This is a genomic window from Sphingobium yanoikuyae (assembly GCF_013001025.1).
Classification (GTDB): Bacteria; Pseudomonadota; Alphaproteobacteria; order Sphingomonadales; family Sphingomonadaceae; genus Sphingobium; species Sphingobium yanoikuyae_A.
The window spans coordinates 3,762,511-3,777,705 of record NZ_CP053021.1; the positions used below are offsets into that span (position 1 = coordinate 3,762,511).

The 15,195-nt window shown below is 65.9% G+C and carries 19 protein-coding genes; 5 read left to right on the forward strand and 14 right to left on the reverse strand.

What is annotated here, in order from left to right; all coding sequences use genetic code 11:
• Window positions 1-2: 2 nt before the first annotated feature.
• From HH800_RS18035 to HH800_RS18045, 3 genes are read right to left on the reverse strand one after another with little or no spacing between them, the layout of a single operon-like run.
• Window positions 3-1,367 (reverse strand): RluA family pseudouridine synthase, encoded by a 1,365-nt coding sequence (locus HH800_RS18035; protein WP_169861928.1) that lies wholly within the window; start codon window positions 1,365-1,367, stop codon window positions 3-5.
• The gene (gene crcB, locus HH800_RS18040; RefSeq protein ID WP_010339636.1) at window positions 1,364-1,750 is read right to left on the reverse strand and encodes a fluoride efflux transporter CrcB; all 387 of its coding nucleotides are present in this window, start codon (window positions 1,748-1,750) and stop codon (window positions 1,364-1,366) included. Before crcB ends, HH800_RS18035 begins: the two co-directional genes overlap by 4 nt.
• A gap of 44 nt (window positions 1,751-1,794) precedes the next feature.
• Window positions 1,795-2,757, reverse strand: a complete 963-nt coding sequence (locus HH800_RS18045) for a DMT family transporter (protein WP_010339635.1) — start codon at window positions 2,755-2,757, stop codon at window positions 1,795-1,797.
• Between HH800_RS18045 and HH800_RS18050 the strand changes: the two genes are divergently transcribed.
• Window positions 2,756-3,334, forward strand: coding sequence for an Lrp/AsnC family transcriptional regulator (locus tag HH800_RS18050; protein WP_169861929.1), 579 nt, complete (start codon window positions 2,756-2,758; stop codon window positions 3,332-3,334). The genes HH800_RS18045 and HH800_RS18050 overlap by 2 nt on opposite strands.
• A gap of 18 nt (window positions 3,335-3,352) precedes the next feature.
• On the opposite strand, the gene HH800_RS18055 is transcribed toward HH800_RS18050, so the two are convergent.
• The 5 genes from HH800_RS18055 to HH800_RS18075 all read right to left on the reverse strand — a co-directional run bounded on the left by HH800_RS18055 (window position 3,353) and on the right by HH800_RS18075 (window position 7,132).
• Window positions 3,353-4,372: a fatty acid desaturase family protein gene (locus HH800_RS18055; RefSeq protein WP_169861930.1), complete on the reverse strand. Its 1,020-nt coding sequence runs from the start codon at window positions 4,370-4,372 to the stop codon at window positions 3,353-3,355.
• Window positions 4,373-4,631: 259 nt separating this feature from the next.
• Window positions 4,632-5,540 carry a LysR substrate-binding domain-containing protein gene (locus tag HH800_RS18060; RefSeq protein WP_026108940.1) on the reverse strand — a complete coding sequence of 303 codons (909 nt, stop codon included), beginning with the start codon at window positions 5,538-5,540 and terminating at the stop codon, window positions 4,632-4,634.
• An 86-nt stretch (window positions 5,541-5,626) separates the two neighbouring features.
• Window positions 5,627-5,878 carry a hypothetical protein gene (locus tag HH800_RS18065; protein ID WP_235681918.1) on the reverse strand — a complete coding sequence of 84 codons (252 nt, stop codon included), beginning with the start codon at window positions 5,876-5,878 and terminating at the stop codon, window positions 5,627-5,629.
• Window positions 5,868-6,233, reverse strand: a complete 366-nt coding sequence (locus HH800_RS18070; protein WP_169861931.1) for a hypothetical protein — start codon at window positions 6,231-6,233, stop codon at window positions 5,868-5,870. The genes HH800_RS18065 and HH800_RS18070 overlap by 11 nt, the downstream gene beginning before the upstream one ends.
• A gap of 152 nt (window positions 6,234-6,385) precedes the next feature.
• Window positions 6,386-7,132 (reverse strand): hypothetical protein, encoded by a 747-nt coding sequence (locus HH800_RS18075; RefSeq protein ID WP_169861932.1) that lies wholly within the window; start codon window positions 7,130-7,132, stop codon window positions 6,386-6,388.
• A gap of 162 nt (window positions 7,133-7,294) precedes the next feature.
• Here HH800_RS18075 and HH800_RS18080 point away from each other — a divergent pair, with 162 nt between their 5' ends.
• Window positions 7,295-7,516, forward strand: coding sequence for a hypothetical protein (locus HH800_RS18080; protein ID WP_169861933.1), 222 nt, complete (start codon window positions 7,295-7,297; stop codon window positions 7,514-7,516).
• Window positions 7,513-8,415: an EamA family transporter RarD gene (gene rarD / locus HH800_RS18085; protein WP_169861934.1), complete on the forward strand. Its 903-nt coding sequence runs from the start codon at window positions 7,513-7,515 to the stop codon at window positions 8,413-8,415. The genes HH800_RS18080 and rarD overlap by 4 nt, the downstream gene beginning before the upstream one ends.
• A gap of 5 nt (window positions 8,416-8,420) precedes the next feature.
• Here the strand turns inward: rarD and HH800_RS18090 are convergent, their stop codons facing one another.
• Window positions 8,421-9,752, reverse strand: coding sequence for a dihydroorotase (locus HH800_RS18090; RefSeq protein ID WP_169861935.1), 1,332 nt, complete (start codon window positions 9,750-9,752; stop codon window positions 8,421-8,423).
• A gap of 69 nt (window positions 9,753-9,821) precedes the next feature.
• Between HH800_RS18090 and HH800_RS18095 the strand changes: the two genes are divergently transcribed.
• Complete coding sequence (locus HH800_RS18095; RefSeq protein ID WP_169861936.1) at window positions 9,822-10,559, forward strand: YgfZ/GcvT domain-containing protein; 738 nt, start codon at window positions 9,822-9,824, stop codon at window positions 10,557-10,559.
• Window positions 10,556-11,302, forward strand: a complete 747-nt coding sequence (locus HH800_RS18100) for a glutaminyl-peptide cyclotransferase (protein WP_169861937.1) — start codon at window positions 10,556-10,558, stop codon at window positions 11,300-11,302. Before HH800_RS18095 ends, HH800_RS18100 begins: the two co-directional genes overlap by 4 nt.
• 65 nt (window positions 11,303-11,367) lie before the next feature.
• Here HH800_RS18100 and HH800_RS18105 read toward each other — a convergent pair whose 3' ends face one another.
• The 5 genes from HH800_RS18105 to HH800_RS18125 form a co-directional block, all read right to left on the reverse strand.
• Entirely contained in the window at window positions 11,368-11,718 is a 351-nt protein-coding gene (locus HH800_RS18105) for an endonuclease domain-containing protein (RefSeq protein ID WP_169861938.1), read from the reverse strand.
• An 82-nt stretch (window positions 11,719-11,800) separates the two neighbouring features.
• Window positions 11,801-12,670 carry a class I SAM-dependent methyltransferase gene (locus tag HH800_RS18110; protein WP_007710282.1) on the reverse strand — a complete coding sequence of 290 codons (870 nt, stop codon included), beginning with the start codon at window positions 12,668-12,670 and terminating at the stop codon, window positions 11,801-11,803.
• 53 nt (window positions 12,671-12,723) lie between these two features.
• Window positions 12,724-14,124, reverse strand: a complete 1,401-nt coding sequence (thrC, locus tag HH800_RS18115) for a threonine synthase (RefSeq protein WP_037508382.1) — start codon at window positions 14,122-14,124, stop codon at window positions 12,724-12,726.
• A gap of 44 nt (window positions 14,125-14,168) precedes the next feature.
• Window positions 14,169-14,810, reverse strand: coding sequence for an SURF1 family protein (locus HH800_RS18120; RefSeq protein WP_169861939.1), 642 nt, complete (start codon window positions 14,808-14,810; stop codon window positions 14,169-14,171).
• Window positions 14,807-15,190 carry a DUF983 domain-containing protein gene (locus tag HH800_RS18125; protein ID WP_169861940.1) on the reverse strand — a complete coding sequence of 128 codons (384 nt, stop codon included), beginning with the start codon at window positions 15,188-15,190 and terminating at the stop codon, window positions 14,807-14,809. Before HH800_RS18125 ends, HH800_RS18120 begins: the two co-directional genes overlap by 4 nt.
• Window positions 15,191-15,195: the final 5 nt, after the last annotated feature.

The following is a 15,195-nucleotide window of genomic DNA, read 5'->3' on the forward strand; positions in this document are numbered from 1 at the left end:
CCTTATTTCTCGCCGCGACCGCGCCGCTCGCCGCGCCTGCCCTTGCGGATCTGCTTGGCATGGGCGCGGGCCGCTTTCTTCTCGTCCTCGCGGGTCGGCGTCCGGTCGATCTCGTCATCCAGCGGCATGTCGCCCAGCGACAGGTCGAAGCCCAGCGCAATCAGGCTGTTGAGGAAATGTTCGGGCAGTTCCGCCTTCATGTCGATGCGGCCGCCATCGGGATGATCGACGCGGATGCGGCGGGCATGGAGGTGCATCTTGCGGCTGATCGATCCCGACAGGAAACTGTCCTTGCCGCCATATTTGCCGTCGCCGACCAGCGGATGGCCGATCGCCGCCATATGGACGCGCAACTGGTGGGTGCGGCCGGTATAGGGCTGCAACTCGACCCAGGCGGCACGATTGCCGGCGCGCTCGATCACGCGATAGCGGGTGCGAGCGGGCAGGCCCTCTTCCTCGTCCACATGCATCTTCTCGCCGCCGGTGCCCGGCTGCTTGGTGATCGGCAGTTCGATCATGCCATCGTCGATGCTGGGCACGCCGATGACGATCGCCCAATAGACTTTCCGCGCGGTGCGGCTGGAAAAGGCCTTGGCGAAATGCGCGGCCGAACGGCTGGAGCGGGCGAGCAGCAGTGCGCCCGACGTATCCTTGTCGAGGCGATGGACCAGCTTGGGCCGGGATTCCGCGTCGAAGATCAGCCCGTCGAGCAGCCGGTCGACATGCTCGTCGGTCTTGGTCCCGCCCTGGGTGGCGAGGCCCGGCGGCTTGTTGATGACGATCGCCTGCTTGTCGCGGTGGATCACCATGTCCTGGACATAGGCGATCTCGTCCTCGGTCAGGTCGATGACGCGGACGCGCTTGGGCTTGTCGGCCGCCGCCGCCTTGGGCTCGGCCGGCGGCACGCGGATCATCTGACCTTCGGCGATGCGATCGCCCGGCGCGGCGCGGGCGCCATCGACACGCAACTGGCCGGTACGCGACCAGCGCGACACGATGTTGAAGCCGACATCGGGCAAATGCCGCTGGAACCAGCGATCGAGGCGGATGCCGTCATCATCGGCCTGCACCCGATATTGCCGCACGTCCAGGCTGACGCCCTTGGCCGGATTGGGCTTGGCCGCGACCGCCGGGGCCGGTGCCGCCGCCTTGGCGACGGGGGCCTTGGTGCGGGGCTTGGCAGCGGGCTTGCCCCCTGGCTTGGTGCCGGGCTTGAACGGCCGATCGCCATCCTGCTTGCGCGCGCTTGCCGCCTTGGCGCCGCCACGGGCGCGACCGGGCGCGCCGCTGCGCCCTGCTGGCTTGCTACCGCCGGGCTTGCCGCCCCGTGCCGGACCGCCGGATTTGCCGGGAGGACGCCCCTTCATGCCGCAACACTCCGCATAACCGTAAGACCCAGCGCCAGCGCGGCCACAGCGCCGACCAGCGAGAAGAGCGCATAGCCGAGCGCCAGGCCGATCTGGCCGCGCTCGATCATCAGCATCGTCTCCAGGCTGAAGGAGGAAAAGGTGGTGAAACCGCCCAGCACGCCAACGCCGAGCAGCAACCGCATCGGTTCGCCCGACGCCGTGCTGCCACGCGCCAGCCATCCGGCAAGCAGCCCCATGGCGAAACCGCCGATCAGATTGGCGGCAAAAGTGCCCCAGGGCCAGGCCGCGCCGGGCGCCATCTGCCCGGCGAACCGCCCCAGCAGATAGCGCAGCGCCGCGCCAACCGCGCCGCCGCCCATAACAAGGAAGATATTGGTCATGATTGTCGCCCTATCGCGATTCCGCCAAAGGGGAAAGGACGCATTCAGGCGGCGATGCTGGCCTCTGCCGGGACGGGACGGCGATGGGCGGCGATGCAACTCAGCACCGAGAGGATCACCAACACGAATGCCGTGCCCTCCAAGGGCGTCGGCAGCCGCGCTTCCCAGATGAAACCATAGAGCAGGGCAAAGCCGGTTTCGAACAGGATCATCTGTCCCACCATGGTCAGCGGCAGCAGCCGGGTCATGCGATTCCACAGCGCATTGCCGACGATCGAGGCAAACAGAGCGACAGCGATCACGACAGCCGCAAAGCGGGTCCAGTCGGCCGCATCATGCGTGCCACTGCCCAGCCACGGCACCAACGGCAGGAACAGCAGCGCCTGCGCGCCGGTGGCAAGGCCGATCAGGAAATTCCAGTCCTGCGACGTGATACCGTCCATCCGCCGCAGCCAATGGGCATTGCCGATCGCAAAGGCGGTCCAGGAAATCAGCGCCCCGACCGCGCAGGCAAAGCCGATGATCCGCGTCGCCACCGCGCCCCCGCCCGGCATGACGATCGCCTGCCAGCCGATGCACAGCGCACCCGCGACACAAAGCAGCAGCGACGGCGCCAGATGCCGCAGCGACACCGCGCCGGCCTGCCGGCTGCCAACGATGGTCACCGCCACCGGCAGGAAGCCGACCACCAGTGAGGTCATGGCAATGCCCCCCATCTGCACCGCGCTCACCAGCAGCACATAATAAAAGAGGTTCCCCGCCAGTGCGAGCCAGGCCAGCGCCCACAATATGCGCGGCGTCAGCAGCGGCCGGATCGCCCGCCAGCGCGGCGCAACCAGCAGCACGGACATCAGCCCATAGGCCAGATAACGGCCGATCGCCTGTTCAAGCGGACTGAAGCCGGGCACGATCTCCGGCGCCAGGAATACAAGGCCCCAGAGCGCCCCGGCCCCCATGCCGCAAAAGATGCCGGCCAGGATCGCGCCGGATGCTCGTGACTGGTTCATGCTCGCATTCCGCCTGTCGAAAATTCAGGTGACGGGAAATATCATCATCGACATGAGAAAGGCGCTCTTGATTGACCGGTCAAATGCAACAATTACTCATTTCATGAGCCAGACCACCAAGATCGACCATTTCGACCGGGCGATTCTACGCCTGATCCAGCGCGACACCCGCATGCCCCAGCGCGCGATTGCCGAGGCGGTCAACCTGTCGACCGCCGCCGTGCAGCGCCGCATCGCCGCGATGGAGCGCAGCGGCGTGATCGTGCGCAATGTCGCGATCGTCGATCCTGATCAGGTGGGCCTGGGCGTCACATCGATCGTCGAGGTCAATCTGGTCGATGAAAAGGCGGCGCGCGTCGACAAGGCCAAGCAATTGTTCCGCGACGCGCCCGAAGTGCAGCAATGCTATTATGTCACCGGCGGCCGCAGCTTCATCATGCTGATCGTCGCGCCCGACATGCGCAGTTACGAAGCGATCACCCGCCGCCTGTTCGCGGAAAATGAATCGGTCGCCAGCTATCACAGCTATCTGGCGCTCAACCGGGTGAAGGCGGGCATGGAACTGGTCATTCCCTGATCCGTGCGCCCCTTCGGCTTACGGATTCGCCTCGACCGGACCCTGCTGCCGATCGGGACCACTGACCGCGGGCGGCGGCATCAGTTCGCGGATCACCCCCCAATAGCCCTGCGTGACATGCGCATCGCGCGCATAGCGCGGATCGGACGCCATCAGATGCCGGTGCAAGCGGCGCAGATTATGCCAGGGCACCGACGGGAACAGATGATGTTCCAGATGATAGCTGACATTGAGCGGCCCGATCAGGATCCGGTCGATCAGGGTCGGGATAACGGTGCGCGTGCCGCGTATTTCCGTCTCGTCCGTGACGCCATTATGCTCCGCCATCGCCCGCAACCGGTTGAACACATTGGCCCAGATGAACTGGGGAATCATGAACAGCCCCAATATCTGCCAGCGCCAAGGCGACCAAAGGATCGCGCCATAGACCAGTACCGCCCAGACGATGTAGCGGACGCGCAGCGCCAGCCGGAAATCGAAGCCGAAGCGCATCGGATTGTGGAAATTGGACAAGGGCGACCAGATTCGCGCCGCCCGCGCCGCCCGATAATAGTTCAGGCCGGACAGGCTGCGCAGCAGCAGCACGACCATGGCGCGCCCGCTTTTCGGGAAATGCTGGTCGGCATCCTTGCGCTGCACCCGATAATCATAGTCGCGCATCGTGTTGGTATGGCGATGATGCACCATATGGGCGACACGGTAGAGATCGATACTCAGCGCCAGCGGATAGGCAACGAACAGGTCGCCGATCAGGTCATTGATGCGCCGGTTGCTGAACAGCATCCCGTGACAGGCCTCATGCATCATCACCGCCAGAACCTGGATACGCGTGCCGATAATGATGCCGGCGATCAGATAGGCCGGCCATCGATCCATCCTGATCGCGATCGTGCAGGCGGCGATCATCACCGCCCATTGCAGCGCCAGCAGCAGCGCGTTGCGCCAGTTGGGCACCACCGACAATTGCCGGATCAGCGGCAGGGTGGCACGCCGCGAGTAACGATAGCCGGGGCCACGTTCCTGGGCGATATCCTCCATGGAAACATGCCTCCCAACACCATGCCTGCGCGGGACGGAATGCTATGGTCGGCGCAGAACAGCGTCAAGCACGCCCCTTCTTTCCCATCAGCATTAACGGCTTGTTAGGCGCATGGTCGCAGAAGGATCGCTTCCAATCGGTGGGGATCGATTATGGTTGATATTGTTTTCGAATTTTCGGCGCACATGCTGGCGCTCGGGCTGATCGTCGGCGGGCTATACAGCCTGACCAAGGAAGCCGGCTTGCGCTGAAGGCCGTTCAGGCCAGCGGGCCGCCCGTCAGCGACGGAAAGCTTTCCGCGACATAGTCGATGAACGCGCGCAGGGTCGGCGACATGCCGGTGCGCGCGGTGAAGAGGACATGGACGATGCCCTCGCTGGTCCGCCAGTCGGGCAGGACATGCACCAGCCGCCCCTGTTGCAGCTCGACCGAACAGGCTGCTGACGACAGCAGCGCCACGCCCAGTCCGGCCACCGCCGCATCGCGCACCGTCGCTGAATCATTGCTGCAGAAGCGGGGATGATGGGCGACGACATGCTGTCGCCCCTGCCCGTTCATCAACAGCCATTCATCATGTTCGACATGCTCGCCCACGCTCAACGTCGGCAGGCCGGCAAGGCTGACGATAGTCGTTGCCGCGGCCTGCGCTGCCACCGCCGGCGCGGCCACCAGGATGCGGTCCAGCCGCCCCAGCTGATGCATCGTCAGCGCCTGATCATGCACGGTGTCGATATCCACGCGAAAGGCGGCATCGAACCGTTCCTGGATCAGGTCGATGCGCTGGCTGCTGATATGCATTTCCAGATGCACGTCGGGATAGAGCAGCAGGAACCGGGCGAAGACATCGGTGCGCAGATAGCGGGCCAGCCCCGGCGGGCAGGCGATGCGCAGATTGCCGCTGATCTGTGACCGGGCACGCGCAGCGATCGCCTGGGTGGCGTCGATCCCCTCGGCGATCGTCTCGCACTGGCGATAGATTTCGCGGCCGACATCGGTCACGCGCAGATTGCGGGTCGATCGCTCGATCAGGCGAACGCCCAACACCTGTTCCAGCCGCGCAACCCGGCGACTGAGCTTCGCCTTGCGTTCGCCCGTGGCACGCTCCGCCGCGCTGAAGCCGCCATGGCGCACGACCTGGGCAAAGCTGCGCAAATCATCCAGATCCATGGCGCCGTCCCGTCCGCTCTCCTGCCGCGTCGGACCGGTGCTACACGCTCCGCCCGGCTGGCGCCAGCCGGGCGCGGCATCCACGATCACCGCGCCTGGCCGCTGACCATCATCGGCAGGAACAAGAGCGACGCCGCCACCGTCGCCACGAAGGAGACCAGCAGGTCATCGACCATGCCGTTGATGCCGCTGAACAAAACGATCTCCACCAACAGGATCAGGAAGAACAGCGCCAGCCGCGTGACGACGCGCGGATGCGCCAGATGGAATGCGCGCAGCATCTCCAGCGCCTGCATCGGCTCCTGGCGCAACGCGCTGCCGGAAGGATCAGGCCGCACGGACCACCGCCCGCCGGGCATCCCCGGTCATGTAGAGCACGCGCAGCAGGTCGAGCTGCTCGCGCGAGAAGCCCGCCGCATCGAACGCGTCCAGCTCCTCGCCGGTCAGCGACCGGCCGGTGCGCAGGATGATCGCGCTCTGGCGCAGCGTTTCCAGCCGCGGATTGGCCAGGGTGTAGGTCGGTTCCGGGCCGCGCAGGAAGCTGCGCAAGCGGCCAAGCGGCGCGCGGATCGAAGGCACCGAACTGGCCGGATCGCTATCGGCCAGCCAGAGCACCTGGCGCTCCTGCGCGTCAAAGGGTTCGCCGACATTGTCATTGGCCGTATCGGCCCGGTTGAAGACGGAGTGTTGCATCGCCTTGATCCCACCTGTTGTTGCAGGCGATGTAGCGATGCACGGGTCGGGCTTGTAGCCGGCAAAAGGACGACAGATCGTTTCCGTTTTGGAAACAACGCGCCCCAGTTCAGCAAAGGGGGGCGATGTCCCCTTGCCCTTATGCCCCCCTTTTATCGACCGTGATCGGCGATGATGTCGACGCCGGTCTTGCCGCCCGGCGCATTGGTGAAGACGATAAAATAGGCGCTGCCATCGGCCTTGCGCGTGCCGCCCAGCACATTGTCGCCCTCGACGATGCGATGTTCCGCATCGAAGCCGGCGCGGCGCGCCTGGGTATAATAATAATCGATCACGCCCTGCTTGGGCACCGCCGTCACGAAGCTCGCCGCGCGCAGGGTGCAGCCGTCCTTCTCCGCACCCGCCGCCTCGGTCAGCTGCGCGCCGGGATAGAGGGTGAAGGGATCGGGCATGCGGCTGGCCCATTGCATGCCATAGACCAGCTTCTTGGCGCAGCCGGCATTGCCGCCGCCGCCCAGTTGCGCCTGTTCGCGCGCCAGCCCGCCCAGCGTCATCGGACTGTTCTTGATCGGCCCGCTGACCGGCGCCGGGGCGGACAGCAGCTTGCCACCGACCAGCTTGGCCGCTTCCGCCTGCGCCTTGCCGGCGTCGCCGCTCAGCACCGGCAGCGCGCCATTGGCGGCACGATCGGCGCTGCGCACGGCATTGCGGTTCGACTGGCCGACCAGATTGGGATCGACGACGATATCATCGGCCAACGCGCCCTTGACCGCCGGGTCCGCGGCATTGTTGGTCAACTGGTCGTCCAGCGCGGCAAGATTGCCGTCCTTGCCGCCCTTGCCACAGGCCGCGAGCGCCAGCAGCAACGCTATCACACCAACTTGTCTGGAAATCGCCATCCGCCTCGCTCCTTCATAACCCGGCACATAGAACGGATAGCGGGACTTTCCGTTCGCATTCAGGGTGCATAGACGCCCCTACCCCATCGCAGGGCCAGTTTCTGCCGGGTGGCATGGTCGCTTGTCTTGTTCCGGGACAGCAAAGCCGCCATCAGTCGGACTATGCTCAACCTTCTGTCAGCCCTGTTCGGTCTTGTCACCCTTGTCCTGATGATCCCGGCGGTGTTTCCGCTGCTCGGCGCGCTCAACTGGCTGCTGGTGCCGATGGCGCTGTTCGGCGCCTTCATCGGCCTGATGTCGTCGAAAAAGGGCGGGCAGAATTTCTGCCTGATCGTCGCCGCCTTCGGCGCGCTGCGCCTGTTCCTGGGCGGCGGAATCCTGTGACCATAGCGGAAAGCGAAGCCCGCAAGGGCGTCATCGCCGCGATCGGCACTTACAGCATCTGGGGGATGCTGCCGCTCTTCTTCCGCCTGCTGCATCATGTCGACCCGATCGAGATCGTGACCCAGCGGGTGATCTGGTCGGTCATCCTGATCCTGGTGCTGCTGGCCGCGCGCAAGGGGCTAGGCGCCTTCGTCGCGGCATTGCGCACGCCCCGGCTGGTCCTGCCGCTGATGGCATCGGCGGTGATGATCGCGATCAACTGGCTGGTCTATGTCTGGGCGGTCAATGACGGCCATGTCGTCGCCTGCAGCCTGGGCTATTTCCTCAACCCGCTGGTCAGCGTGGGCCTGGGCGTGGTCATACTCAAGGAAAGGCTGCGGCGCGGACAGATGCTGGCGATCGCGATCGCCGCGGTCGGCGTCGCCATCCTGGCTGCGGCCGCGCTCACCACCCTGTGGATCAGCCTGGCGCTGGCGATCAGCTTCGCCCTCTATGGCCTGATCCGCAAGCTCACCCCGGTTGCGCCGATGACCGGCCTGGGCGTCGAAACGCTGCTGCTGGTTGCGCCCGCGATCGGCTACCTGATCTGGCTGGCGGGCCATGGCGGCATCAGCTTTGGCCAGGACGTGTCGACCACCGGCCTGCTGATCCTGGCCGGCGGCGTCACCACCGTGCCGCTGGTGCTGTTCGCCACTGCCGCCCAGCGCCTGCCGCTGGCGATGCTGGGGCTGCTGCAATATCTGGCGCCGACGCTGCAATTTCTGTGCGGCGTGGTCCTGCTCGGCGAGACGCTGAGCCAGGGCCAGATGCTGAGCTTCGGCCTGATCTGGCTCGGCCTCATCCTCTTCGCCAGCGACAGCTATGCCGCCGCCCGCCGCAACCGGCTGGCGACGGCATAATCTGATCAGTTGAACTCGGTCGCCTCGAACCGGACCGGCTCGCCGACCGCCTGATTGGCCAGGCTGTCTTCCCACATCACGCGGTTGCCGCGGATGATGGTGCCGATCGCCTTGCCGGTCAGGTCCATGCCGTCGAACGGCGACCAGTCGCAGCGCGAGGCGAGCCACTCCTTGCCGACGGTCCATTTCTTCTTGAGGTCGACCACGGTGAAGTCGGCATCATAGCCGAGCGCGATGCGGCCCTTGCAGGTCAGGCCGAACACGCGCTGCGGCCCCGACGAGGTCAGTTCGATGAAGCGGCGCAGCGTCAGCCGCCCTTCGGCGACATGGTTGAGCAGCAGCGGCACCAGCGTCTGCACGCCCGGCATGCCGCTGGGCGAGGCGGGATAGGTCTTGGCCTTTTCCTCGATCGTGTGCGGCGCATGGTCGCTGCCCAGCACGTCGGGCACGCCCTGGTTGAGCCAGAACCACAGGCCGTCGCGATGCGCGGCACTGCGGATCGGCGGGTTCATCTGGGCATAGGTGCCCAGGCGCGGATAGGCGTCCTCGCCGGCCAGCGTCAGATGCTGCGGCGTGACTTCGCAGGTCGCGACATCCTTGTTCTGGCCGATATATTCCAGCTCCGCCGGGGTGGTGACGTGCAGGATGTGGATGCGGCGGCGCGCCTTGCGGGCGAGCGCGATGATCCGCTTCGTCGCGATCATCGCGCTTTCATCGTCGCGCCAGACGGGATGCGAGGACGGATCGCCCTCCACCCGATAATCCTTGCGCGCGTTCATGCGCGTCTCGTCCTCGGCATGGATGGCGACGCGGCGGGTGCCCGACGCCAGCACGCGGGCCAGCGCATTGTCATCATCCACCAGCAGGCTGCCGGTCGACGCGCCCATGAAGATCTTGACGCCGGACGTGCCGGGAATGCGCTCCAGTTCCTTCAGTTGCTCGGCATTTTCCGCCGTCGCGCCGACATAGAAGGCATGGTCGCACCACATGCGATGATGGGCGCGCTTCAGCTTGTCATGCACCCGCTCGGCAGTGTCGGTATTGGGATTGGTGTTGGGCATTTCGAACACGGCGGTGACGCCGCCCAGCACCGCGGCGCGGCTGCCCGATTCCAGATCCTCCTTATATTCCAGCCCCGGCTCGCGGAAATGCACCTGGCTGTCGATGCAGCCGGGCAGCACGTCGAGGCCGGTACAGTCGACCACTTCGCCCGCATCGCCCAGGCTGGTGCCGATGGCGACGATCTTGCCGCCGCGCACGCCCACATCCACCTGCTCCGCGCCGCCCGGCGTATGGACGGTGCCGTTCTTGAGGATCATGTCGAAGGTCTGGGTCATGGCGATATTCCTGTCTGCTGTTCGCGCGAACCGCTTGGCGAAGTCGTGCCGCCGTCCTACCTAAAGCCGATGACCGATACCACCCTTACCGACCGCGCGGTGCTGCGCATTTCCGGCGAAGAGGCGCGTCCCTTCCTGCAGGGGCTGCTGACCCGCGACGTGCTGACGCTGACAGACGGCGAAGCGCGCTGGACCGCGCTGCTGACGCCGCAGGGCAAGGCGCTGTTCGACTTCATCCTGTGGGGCGACGACGGCGATATATTGATCGACTGCGAGGCGGCGCAGGCCGACGCACTGGCGAAGCGGCTGACCATATACCGGCTGCGGCGCAAGGTGGTGATCGCGCGCGATGAGTCGCTGGCGGTGCATTGGGCGATCGATGCGGCCGACAAACCCCGCGACCCGCGCCTGCCAGACCTGGGCGCGCGCTGGCTGGCGCCGGCGAGCGATGGCGACGCCGCCGCCGCGTTCCGCGCGCATCGGCTGTCGCTTGGGGTGTTCGAAGGCGCGGCGGAACTGGGGCAGGACCAGATTCTGTGGCTGGAAACCAATGCCGAGGAACTGCACGGCGTCGATTATGACAAGGGCTGCTATGTCGGGCAGGAAAACACGGCCCGCATGCATTATCGCAACAAGGTGAACCGGCGGCTGGTCGCAGTGCCGCTGGAACGGGCCGACGAGAAGCGCCAGCGCGCCGCCCTGCCAGACCTCAATCTGTCGATCGAACTGCAACGGGTGGAGGCGATCGACCCCGCCACCCTGCCCGCCTGGCTCGCCACCGCGATCGCCGCGCAGGCCGCCGAATGAGGCAAGGACTGCTGGCGCTTGCCTGCGCCCTCACCCTGACCATGCCGGCCCAGGCGGAAACGCCCTGGACACTGGTCAAGGCTTATCCGCATGACCCGGCGGCCTTCACCGAGGGTCTCTTCTACCTCGATGGCGCGCTCTATGAGAGCACCGGCCTTGAAGGCCAGTCGGAGATCCGCAAGGTCGCGCTCAAGACCGGCAAGGTCGAGCAGCGCCGTGTCGTCGAGCAGCCCTATTTCGGCGAAGGCATCGTCAACTGGGGCGGCAAGCTGGTCAGCCTGACCTGGCGCCACCGCCAGGGCTTTGTCTGGAAGCTGGACGATTTCTCGCCACTCTCCACCTTCCGCTATGAAGGCGAAGGCTGGGGCCTGACCCAGGATGGCCGATCGATCATCATGAGCGACGGCAGCGCGCAGTTGCGCTTCCTCGATCCCGAGACGCTGAGCGAACAGCGCCGCATCACCGTCACCTGGAACGGCCGCGCGGTCGATCGGCTGAACGAGCTGGAATGGGTCAAGGGCGAGATCTGGGCCAATGTCTGGTACGATACCAAGATCGCCCGGATCGACCCGCGCAGCGGCGGCGTGATCGACTGGATCGACGTCGCCCCGCTGCGCAAGCAGGCCGGCGTCATCGACAGCGAAGCCGTCGCCAACGGCATCGCCTATGACGCCAAGAGCGACCGCGTCTTCATCACCGGCAAGAACTGGCCCAAGCTGTTCGAGATCAGGGTCGGGAAGTAGGGCGACGATCCCGCCTTAAAGCCCTCTTCCGCAGGCGGGAGAGGGTTGGGTGAGGGTCTTCTTGCTTACGTCTCTCGAACGGCAAGCAGCTCCAGCCTGATCCGTTCCACCACGCCGTCGAAATTCTCGACCACATCATGATTCCAGAACCGGTGGATCACGTAGCCCGCCGATTGCAGTTGCGTCGTGCGCGACGCATCCGTCCGTTCATCATGCTGTCCGCCATCGATCTCGACGATGAAGCGATATTCGGCACAGAGGAAATCGACCACGAATGGCCCGATCGTCGCCTGTCGCCGGAACTTGAAACCTTCAAGCTGGCGATTGCGCAAGACGGCCCATAGCCGTTGCTCACATTCGGTTGCGTTGCGCCGCAGACGTGAAGCGTTGGGACTGGTCGGGCCGATGCTGGGCATTGGCAGAGTCTATCATGAGGGCAGTCGTAGAAAAGCCCTCACCCAACCCTCTCCCGTAAACGGGAGAGGGCTTATAGGCGGTTTAGCGCTTCCAGCGCGCCCAGATGGCGGTGGGGAGCAGCAGGCCGCGCGCTTCCTCGCGTACGGTCAGTTCGCCCGCTTCCACCTCGCCGGGCAGGTCGGCAAAGGCCTGGCGCAGCAATTCGCCGATCGCCAGCGCCGACATGCGCACTGCATAGACGGTGAGGAACAGGAAGCGGCTGTCGGCGTCGAGCAACTGGCGGCAATTGGCGATGAGGCCCGGCAGATCCTCTTCCAGCCGCCAGACTTCGCCGTCGGGGCCACGGCCATATTTGGGCGGGTCGAGCAATATGCCGTCATAGCGGCGGCCGCGCCGCACTTCGCGCGCGACGAACTTGGCCGCATCCTCGACGATCCAGCGGATCGGCCGATCACCCATGCCCGACAGGTCAGCGTTCGCCCGCGCCTGCGCCACCGATTTCTTCGACGCATCGACATGGACCATGCGCGCGCCGGCCGCCGACATGCCCAGCGTGCCGACGCCGGTATAGCCGAACAGGTTCATGACCTCAGCCTCGGGCTTGTCGGCCGTGCTGGTGCGCATGAAATCCCACACCGGCGCCATGTCGGGAAAGAAGCCCAGATGGCGGAAGGGGGTGCAGCTCGACTGGAAGGTCACTTCCTTCCAGTGCAGCGGCCAACCTTCGGCCGGGACCGGCTTGTCATAATACCAGCGGCCGCCGCCATCCTCGTCAGAGCCGGGGATGAATTCGCCGTCGGCGCGCCAATCTTCGGTCGCCGGCGCCCACATCGCCTGCGGTTCGGGGCGGATGAAGCGGAAACGGCCATAGCGTTCGAGCTTGCGGCCGTTGCCCGAGTCGATCAGGCCATAGTCGGACCAGGGTTCGCCGATGAGAGTCTTGAGTTCCATGGGGGCCTCATCGTCTCTTGCGCCGCTCCTGTCGAGAGGGGATCAACCCGCGATCAGCCGCGCGGCGTCGCCCGCTCCGCGACATAGGCGGTCACCGCCTCGAACGTGCCGGGCAGCTTGGCATAGCTTTCCTCACGCGCGAACAGGTCGCCGACCCGCGCCGGCAGCGGCGGCCGCGTGCCGGTCGCCCGCTCCACCGCGTCGCGGAACTTGGCGGCATGGGCGGTCGCCAGCGTCACCACCGGGATCGACGGGTCGATGTCCGCCTCGCGCGCGGCGGCGAGGCCAATGGCGCTGTGCGGATCGATCACCTGGCCAGCGGCGTCGAACGCCCAGCGCATCGCCATGGTCATGCCGTCGGCATCGATCCGGGCGGAGGTGAACAGGTTCGCCGCGCCCTCGCGCTGAGCATTGGTGAGGCGCATCGCCTTGCTTGCCTCGAAACCCTGCATCTGCTGGGCGAGCGCAACGCCGTCACGGCCACCGGCATCGAACAGCAGTCGCTCGAAATTGGAGCTGACCTGGATGTCCATGCTGGGCGTCGCGGTCGGCACGACCTGGCCCTGGCTATAGTCGCCCTCCGACAGGGCTCGGTGGAGGATGTCGTTGACGTTGGTGGCGACCACCAGCCTGGCGACCGGCAGGCCCATTTTCGACGCGACATAGCCGGCGAAGACATCGCCGAAATTGCCGGTCGGCACCGAGAAGGCGATCGGACGATCGGGCGCGCCCAGCCGCACGGCGGCGTAGAAATAATAGACGACCTGCGCCATCAGCCGCGCCCAGTTGATGCTGTTCACCGCCGACAGGTTGAAGCGCGCCTTGAAGTCCGCGTCGTTGAACATGCGCTTCACCAGCGCCTGCGCATCGTCGAAGCTGCCGTCGATCGCGATATTATAGACGTTCGGCGCCAGCACCGTGGTCATCTGGCGGCGCTGCACGTCGGACACCCGGCCCTCGGGATGCAGCATGAAGATGTCGACCTTTTCGCGACCGGCGACCGCGTCGATCGCGGCCGAACCGGTGTCGCCCGATGTGGCACCGACAATGGTCAGATGGTCGTCGCGGCGCGACAGGAACCGCTCGAACAGCTGGCCGAGCAGCTGGAGCGCGACATCCTTGAACGCCAAGGTCGGACCATGGAACAGCTCCAGCATCCAGTGGCGATTGTCGAGCTGGACCAGCGGCGTCACCGCGTCATGGCTGAACCGGCCATAGGCAGCGGTGCAAAGCTCGCGCAGTTCCTCTTCGCTCAGCGATCCGGCGACGAACGGCGCCATGACGCGCACGGCGGTTTCGACATAGGAAAGACCAGCGAGGGCGCGAATGTCGGCAGCGGAAAATTGCGGCCAGCTCTCCGGCACGTAAAGGCCACCGTCGGACGCCAGGCCCGCCAGCGTGACATCTTCAAAACCGAGCGCCGGTGCGCTTCCCCTGGTGCTGACATATTGCATAATGGGAAAGCGCGGTAGCGACGCGCGCGCGCCGGGGCAAGCCTTTACGACGGCCTTGGCGGCTCCGCATTGCGTCGGCGCAGGACAAGCAGATAGATTATTGCCGCCAGCGCGGCAAAAATGAACCATTGCACCGCATAGGCGAGATGATTGTTGGGCACGTCGGCGGTGCTGGGCGGTGCCATGGGTTTCAGGCCCGGCGGTGCGGCGCGCGCGACCAGCATCGGCCGCAGCGGCATGGTCCTGCCCCCTGCCCGCGCGATCAGCGAGCGATGATCGGGCTCCTGCGAAATCCAGCCTTCGACCTGCCCGCCGGTCCAGGCCGGCTTGTCATCCGGCTTCTGGCCGACGCCGACAGCGACCAGCGCGCCCGGCCCTTCGGCGCCGGTCGTGCATTGGGCGATATGGCGATAGCCGGTCGATCCGTCGGCGGCGCGCCCGGCCTCCACCTGCCAGCCGACGACGCGCAGGCAATGGACCGACGACGGGCGGAACAGAAGTTCATCGGGCACCGGCGGCATTTTGGGGAAGGCGACGGCCGGTCGCGACACATTGCTGGCGGCCAGCGCCAGCATGGTTTCCTTCTCGCCCCGGCGCTGCAACTGCCAGATGCCGAGCGCGATCATGACAGCGATCGCGACACAGACCAGCAGGGTCGGGACAATCGGGATGCGCCGTCCGCTCATGCGTCCTTCTTCTCCACCACCCGCCCCTCGCGGGCATTTTTGCGATATTCGACCGTCAGCAGCGCGCCCTTGGCGACGCGCAGGCTGCCGACCACGGCGCCGGCGGTCAGCGGCGCCCACAGCAGCAGGTGCAGCCAGAGCGGCGGATGGACCGTCAGTTCCAGGGTCAGCGCCAGCGCGACCATGACCGCGCCGATGATCAGCGTCAGGAAAGCCGCCGGCCCGTCGCCGACATTATATTGGCCATAGTCCAGCCCGCACTGGCGACAGCCCGACGCAAAACGCACCGGCCCTTCGAACAGGGTCGGTGCGCTGCAACGGGGGCAAAGGCCGCGGGCGGAGGCCGCAAGCAGGTCCATGCCTGTCGCCTTCGCCGTCATCCCTG

What these genes read in the sequence shown, in the direction of transcription:
- HH800_RS18075 (WP_169861932.1), bottom strand. Translation starts at nt 7,132, where the DNA reads ATGGCGATTTCCAGACAAGTTGGTGTGATAGCGTTGCTGCTGGCGCTC.
- thrC (WP_037508382.1), bottom strand. Translation starts at nt 14,124, where the DNA reads ATGCAATATGTCAGCACCAGGGGAAGCGCACCGGCGCTCGGTTTTGAA.
- HH800_RS18070 (WP_169861931.1), bottom strand. Translation starts at nt 6,233, where the DNA reads ATGCAACACTCCGTCTTCAACCGGGCCGATACGGCCAATGACAATGTC.
- crcB (WP_010339636.1), bottom strand. Translation starts at nt 1,750, where the DNA reads ATGACCAATATCTTCCTTGTTATGGGCGGCGGCGCGGTTGGCGCGGCG.
- HH800_RS18110 (WP_007710282.1), bottom strand. Translation starts at nt 12,670, where the DNA reads ATGGAACTCAAGACTCTCATCGGCGAACCCTGGTCCGACTATGGCCTG.
- HH800_RS18090 (WP_169861935.1), bottom strand. Translation starts at nt 9,752, where the DNA reads ATGACCCAGACCTTCGACATGATCCTCAAGAACGGCACCGTCCATACG.
- HH800_RS18120 (WP_169861939.1), bottom strand. Translation starts at nt 14,810, where the DNA reads ATGAGCGGACGGCGCATCCCGATTGTCCCGACCCTGCTGGTCTGTGTC.
- HH800_RS18080 (WP_169861933.1), top strand. Translation starts at nt 7,295, where the DNA reads ATGCTCAACCTTCTGTCAGCCCTGTTCGGTCTTGTCACCCTTGTCCTG.
- HH800_RS18125 (WP_169861940.1), bottom strand. Translation starts at nt 15,190, where the DNA reads ATGACGGCGAAGGCGACAGGCATGGACCTGCTTGCGGCCTCCGCCCGC.
- HH800_RS18060 (WP_026108940.1), bottom strand. Translation starts at nt 5,540, where the DNA reads ATGGATCTGGATGATTTGCGCAGCTTTGCCCAGGTCGTGCGCCATGGC.
- HH800_RS18045 (WP_010339635.1), bottom strand. Translation starts at nt 2,757, where the DNA reads ATGAACCAGTCACGAGCATCCGGCGCGATCCTGGCCGGCATCTTTTGC.
- HH800_RS18035 (WP_169861928.1), bottom strand. Translation starts at nt 1,367, where the DNA reads ATGAAGGGGCGTCCTCCCGGCAAATCCGGCGGTCCGGCACGGGGCGGC.
- HH800_RS18095 (WP_169861936.1), top strand. Translation starts at nt 9,822, where the DNA reads ATGACCGATACCACCCTTACCGACCGCGCGGTGCTGCGCATTTCCGGC.
- HH800_RS18050 (WP_169861929.1), top strand. Translation starts at nt 2,756, where the DNA reads ATGCTCGCATTCCGCCTGTCGAAAATTCAGGTGACGGGAAATATCATC.
- HH800_RS18100 (WP_169861937.1), top strand. Translation starts at nt 10,556, where the DNA reads ATGAGGCAAGGACTGCTGGCGCTTGCCTGCGCCCTCACCCTGACCATG.
- HH800_RS18105 (WP_169861938.1), bottom strand. Translation starts at nt 11,718, where the DNA reads ATGCCCAGCATCGGCCCGACCAGTCCCAACGCTTCACGTCTGCGGCGC.
- HH800_RS18055 (WP_169861930.1), bottom strand. Translation starts at nt 4,372, where the DNA reads ATGGAGGATATCGCCCAGGAACGTGGCCCCGGCTATCGTTACTCGCGG.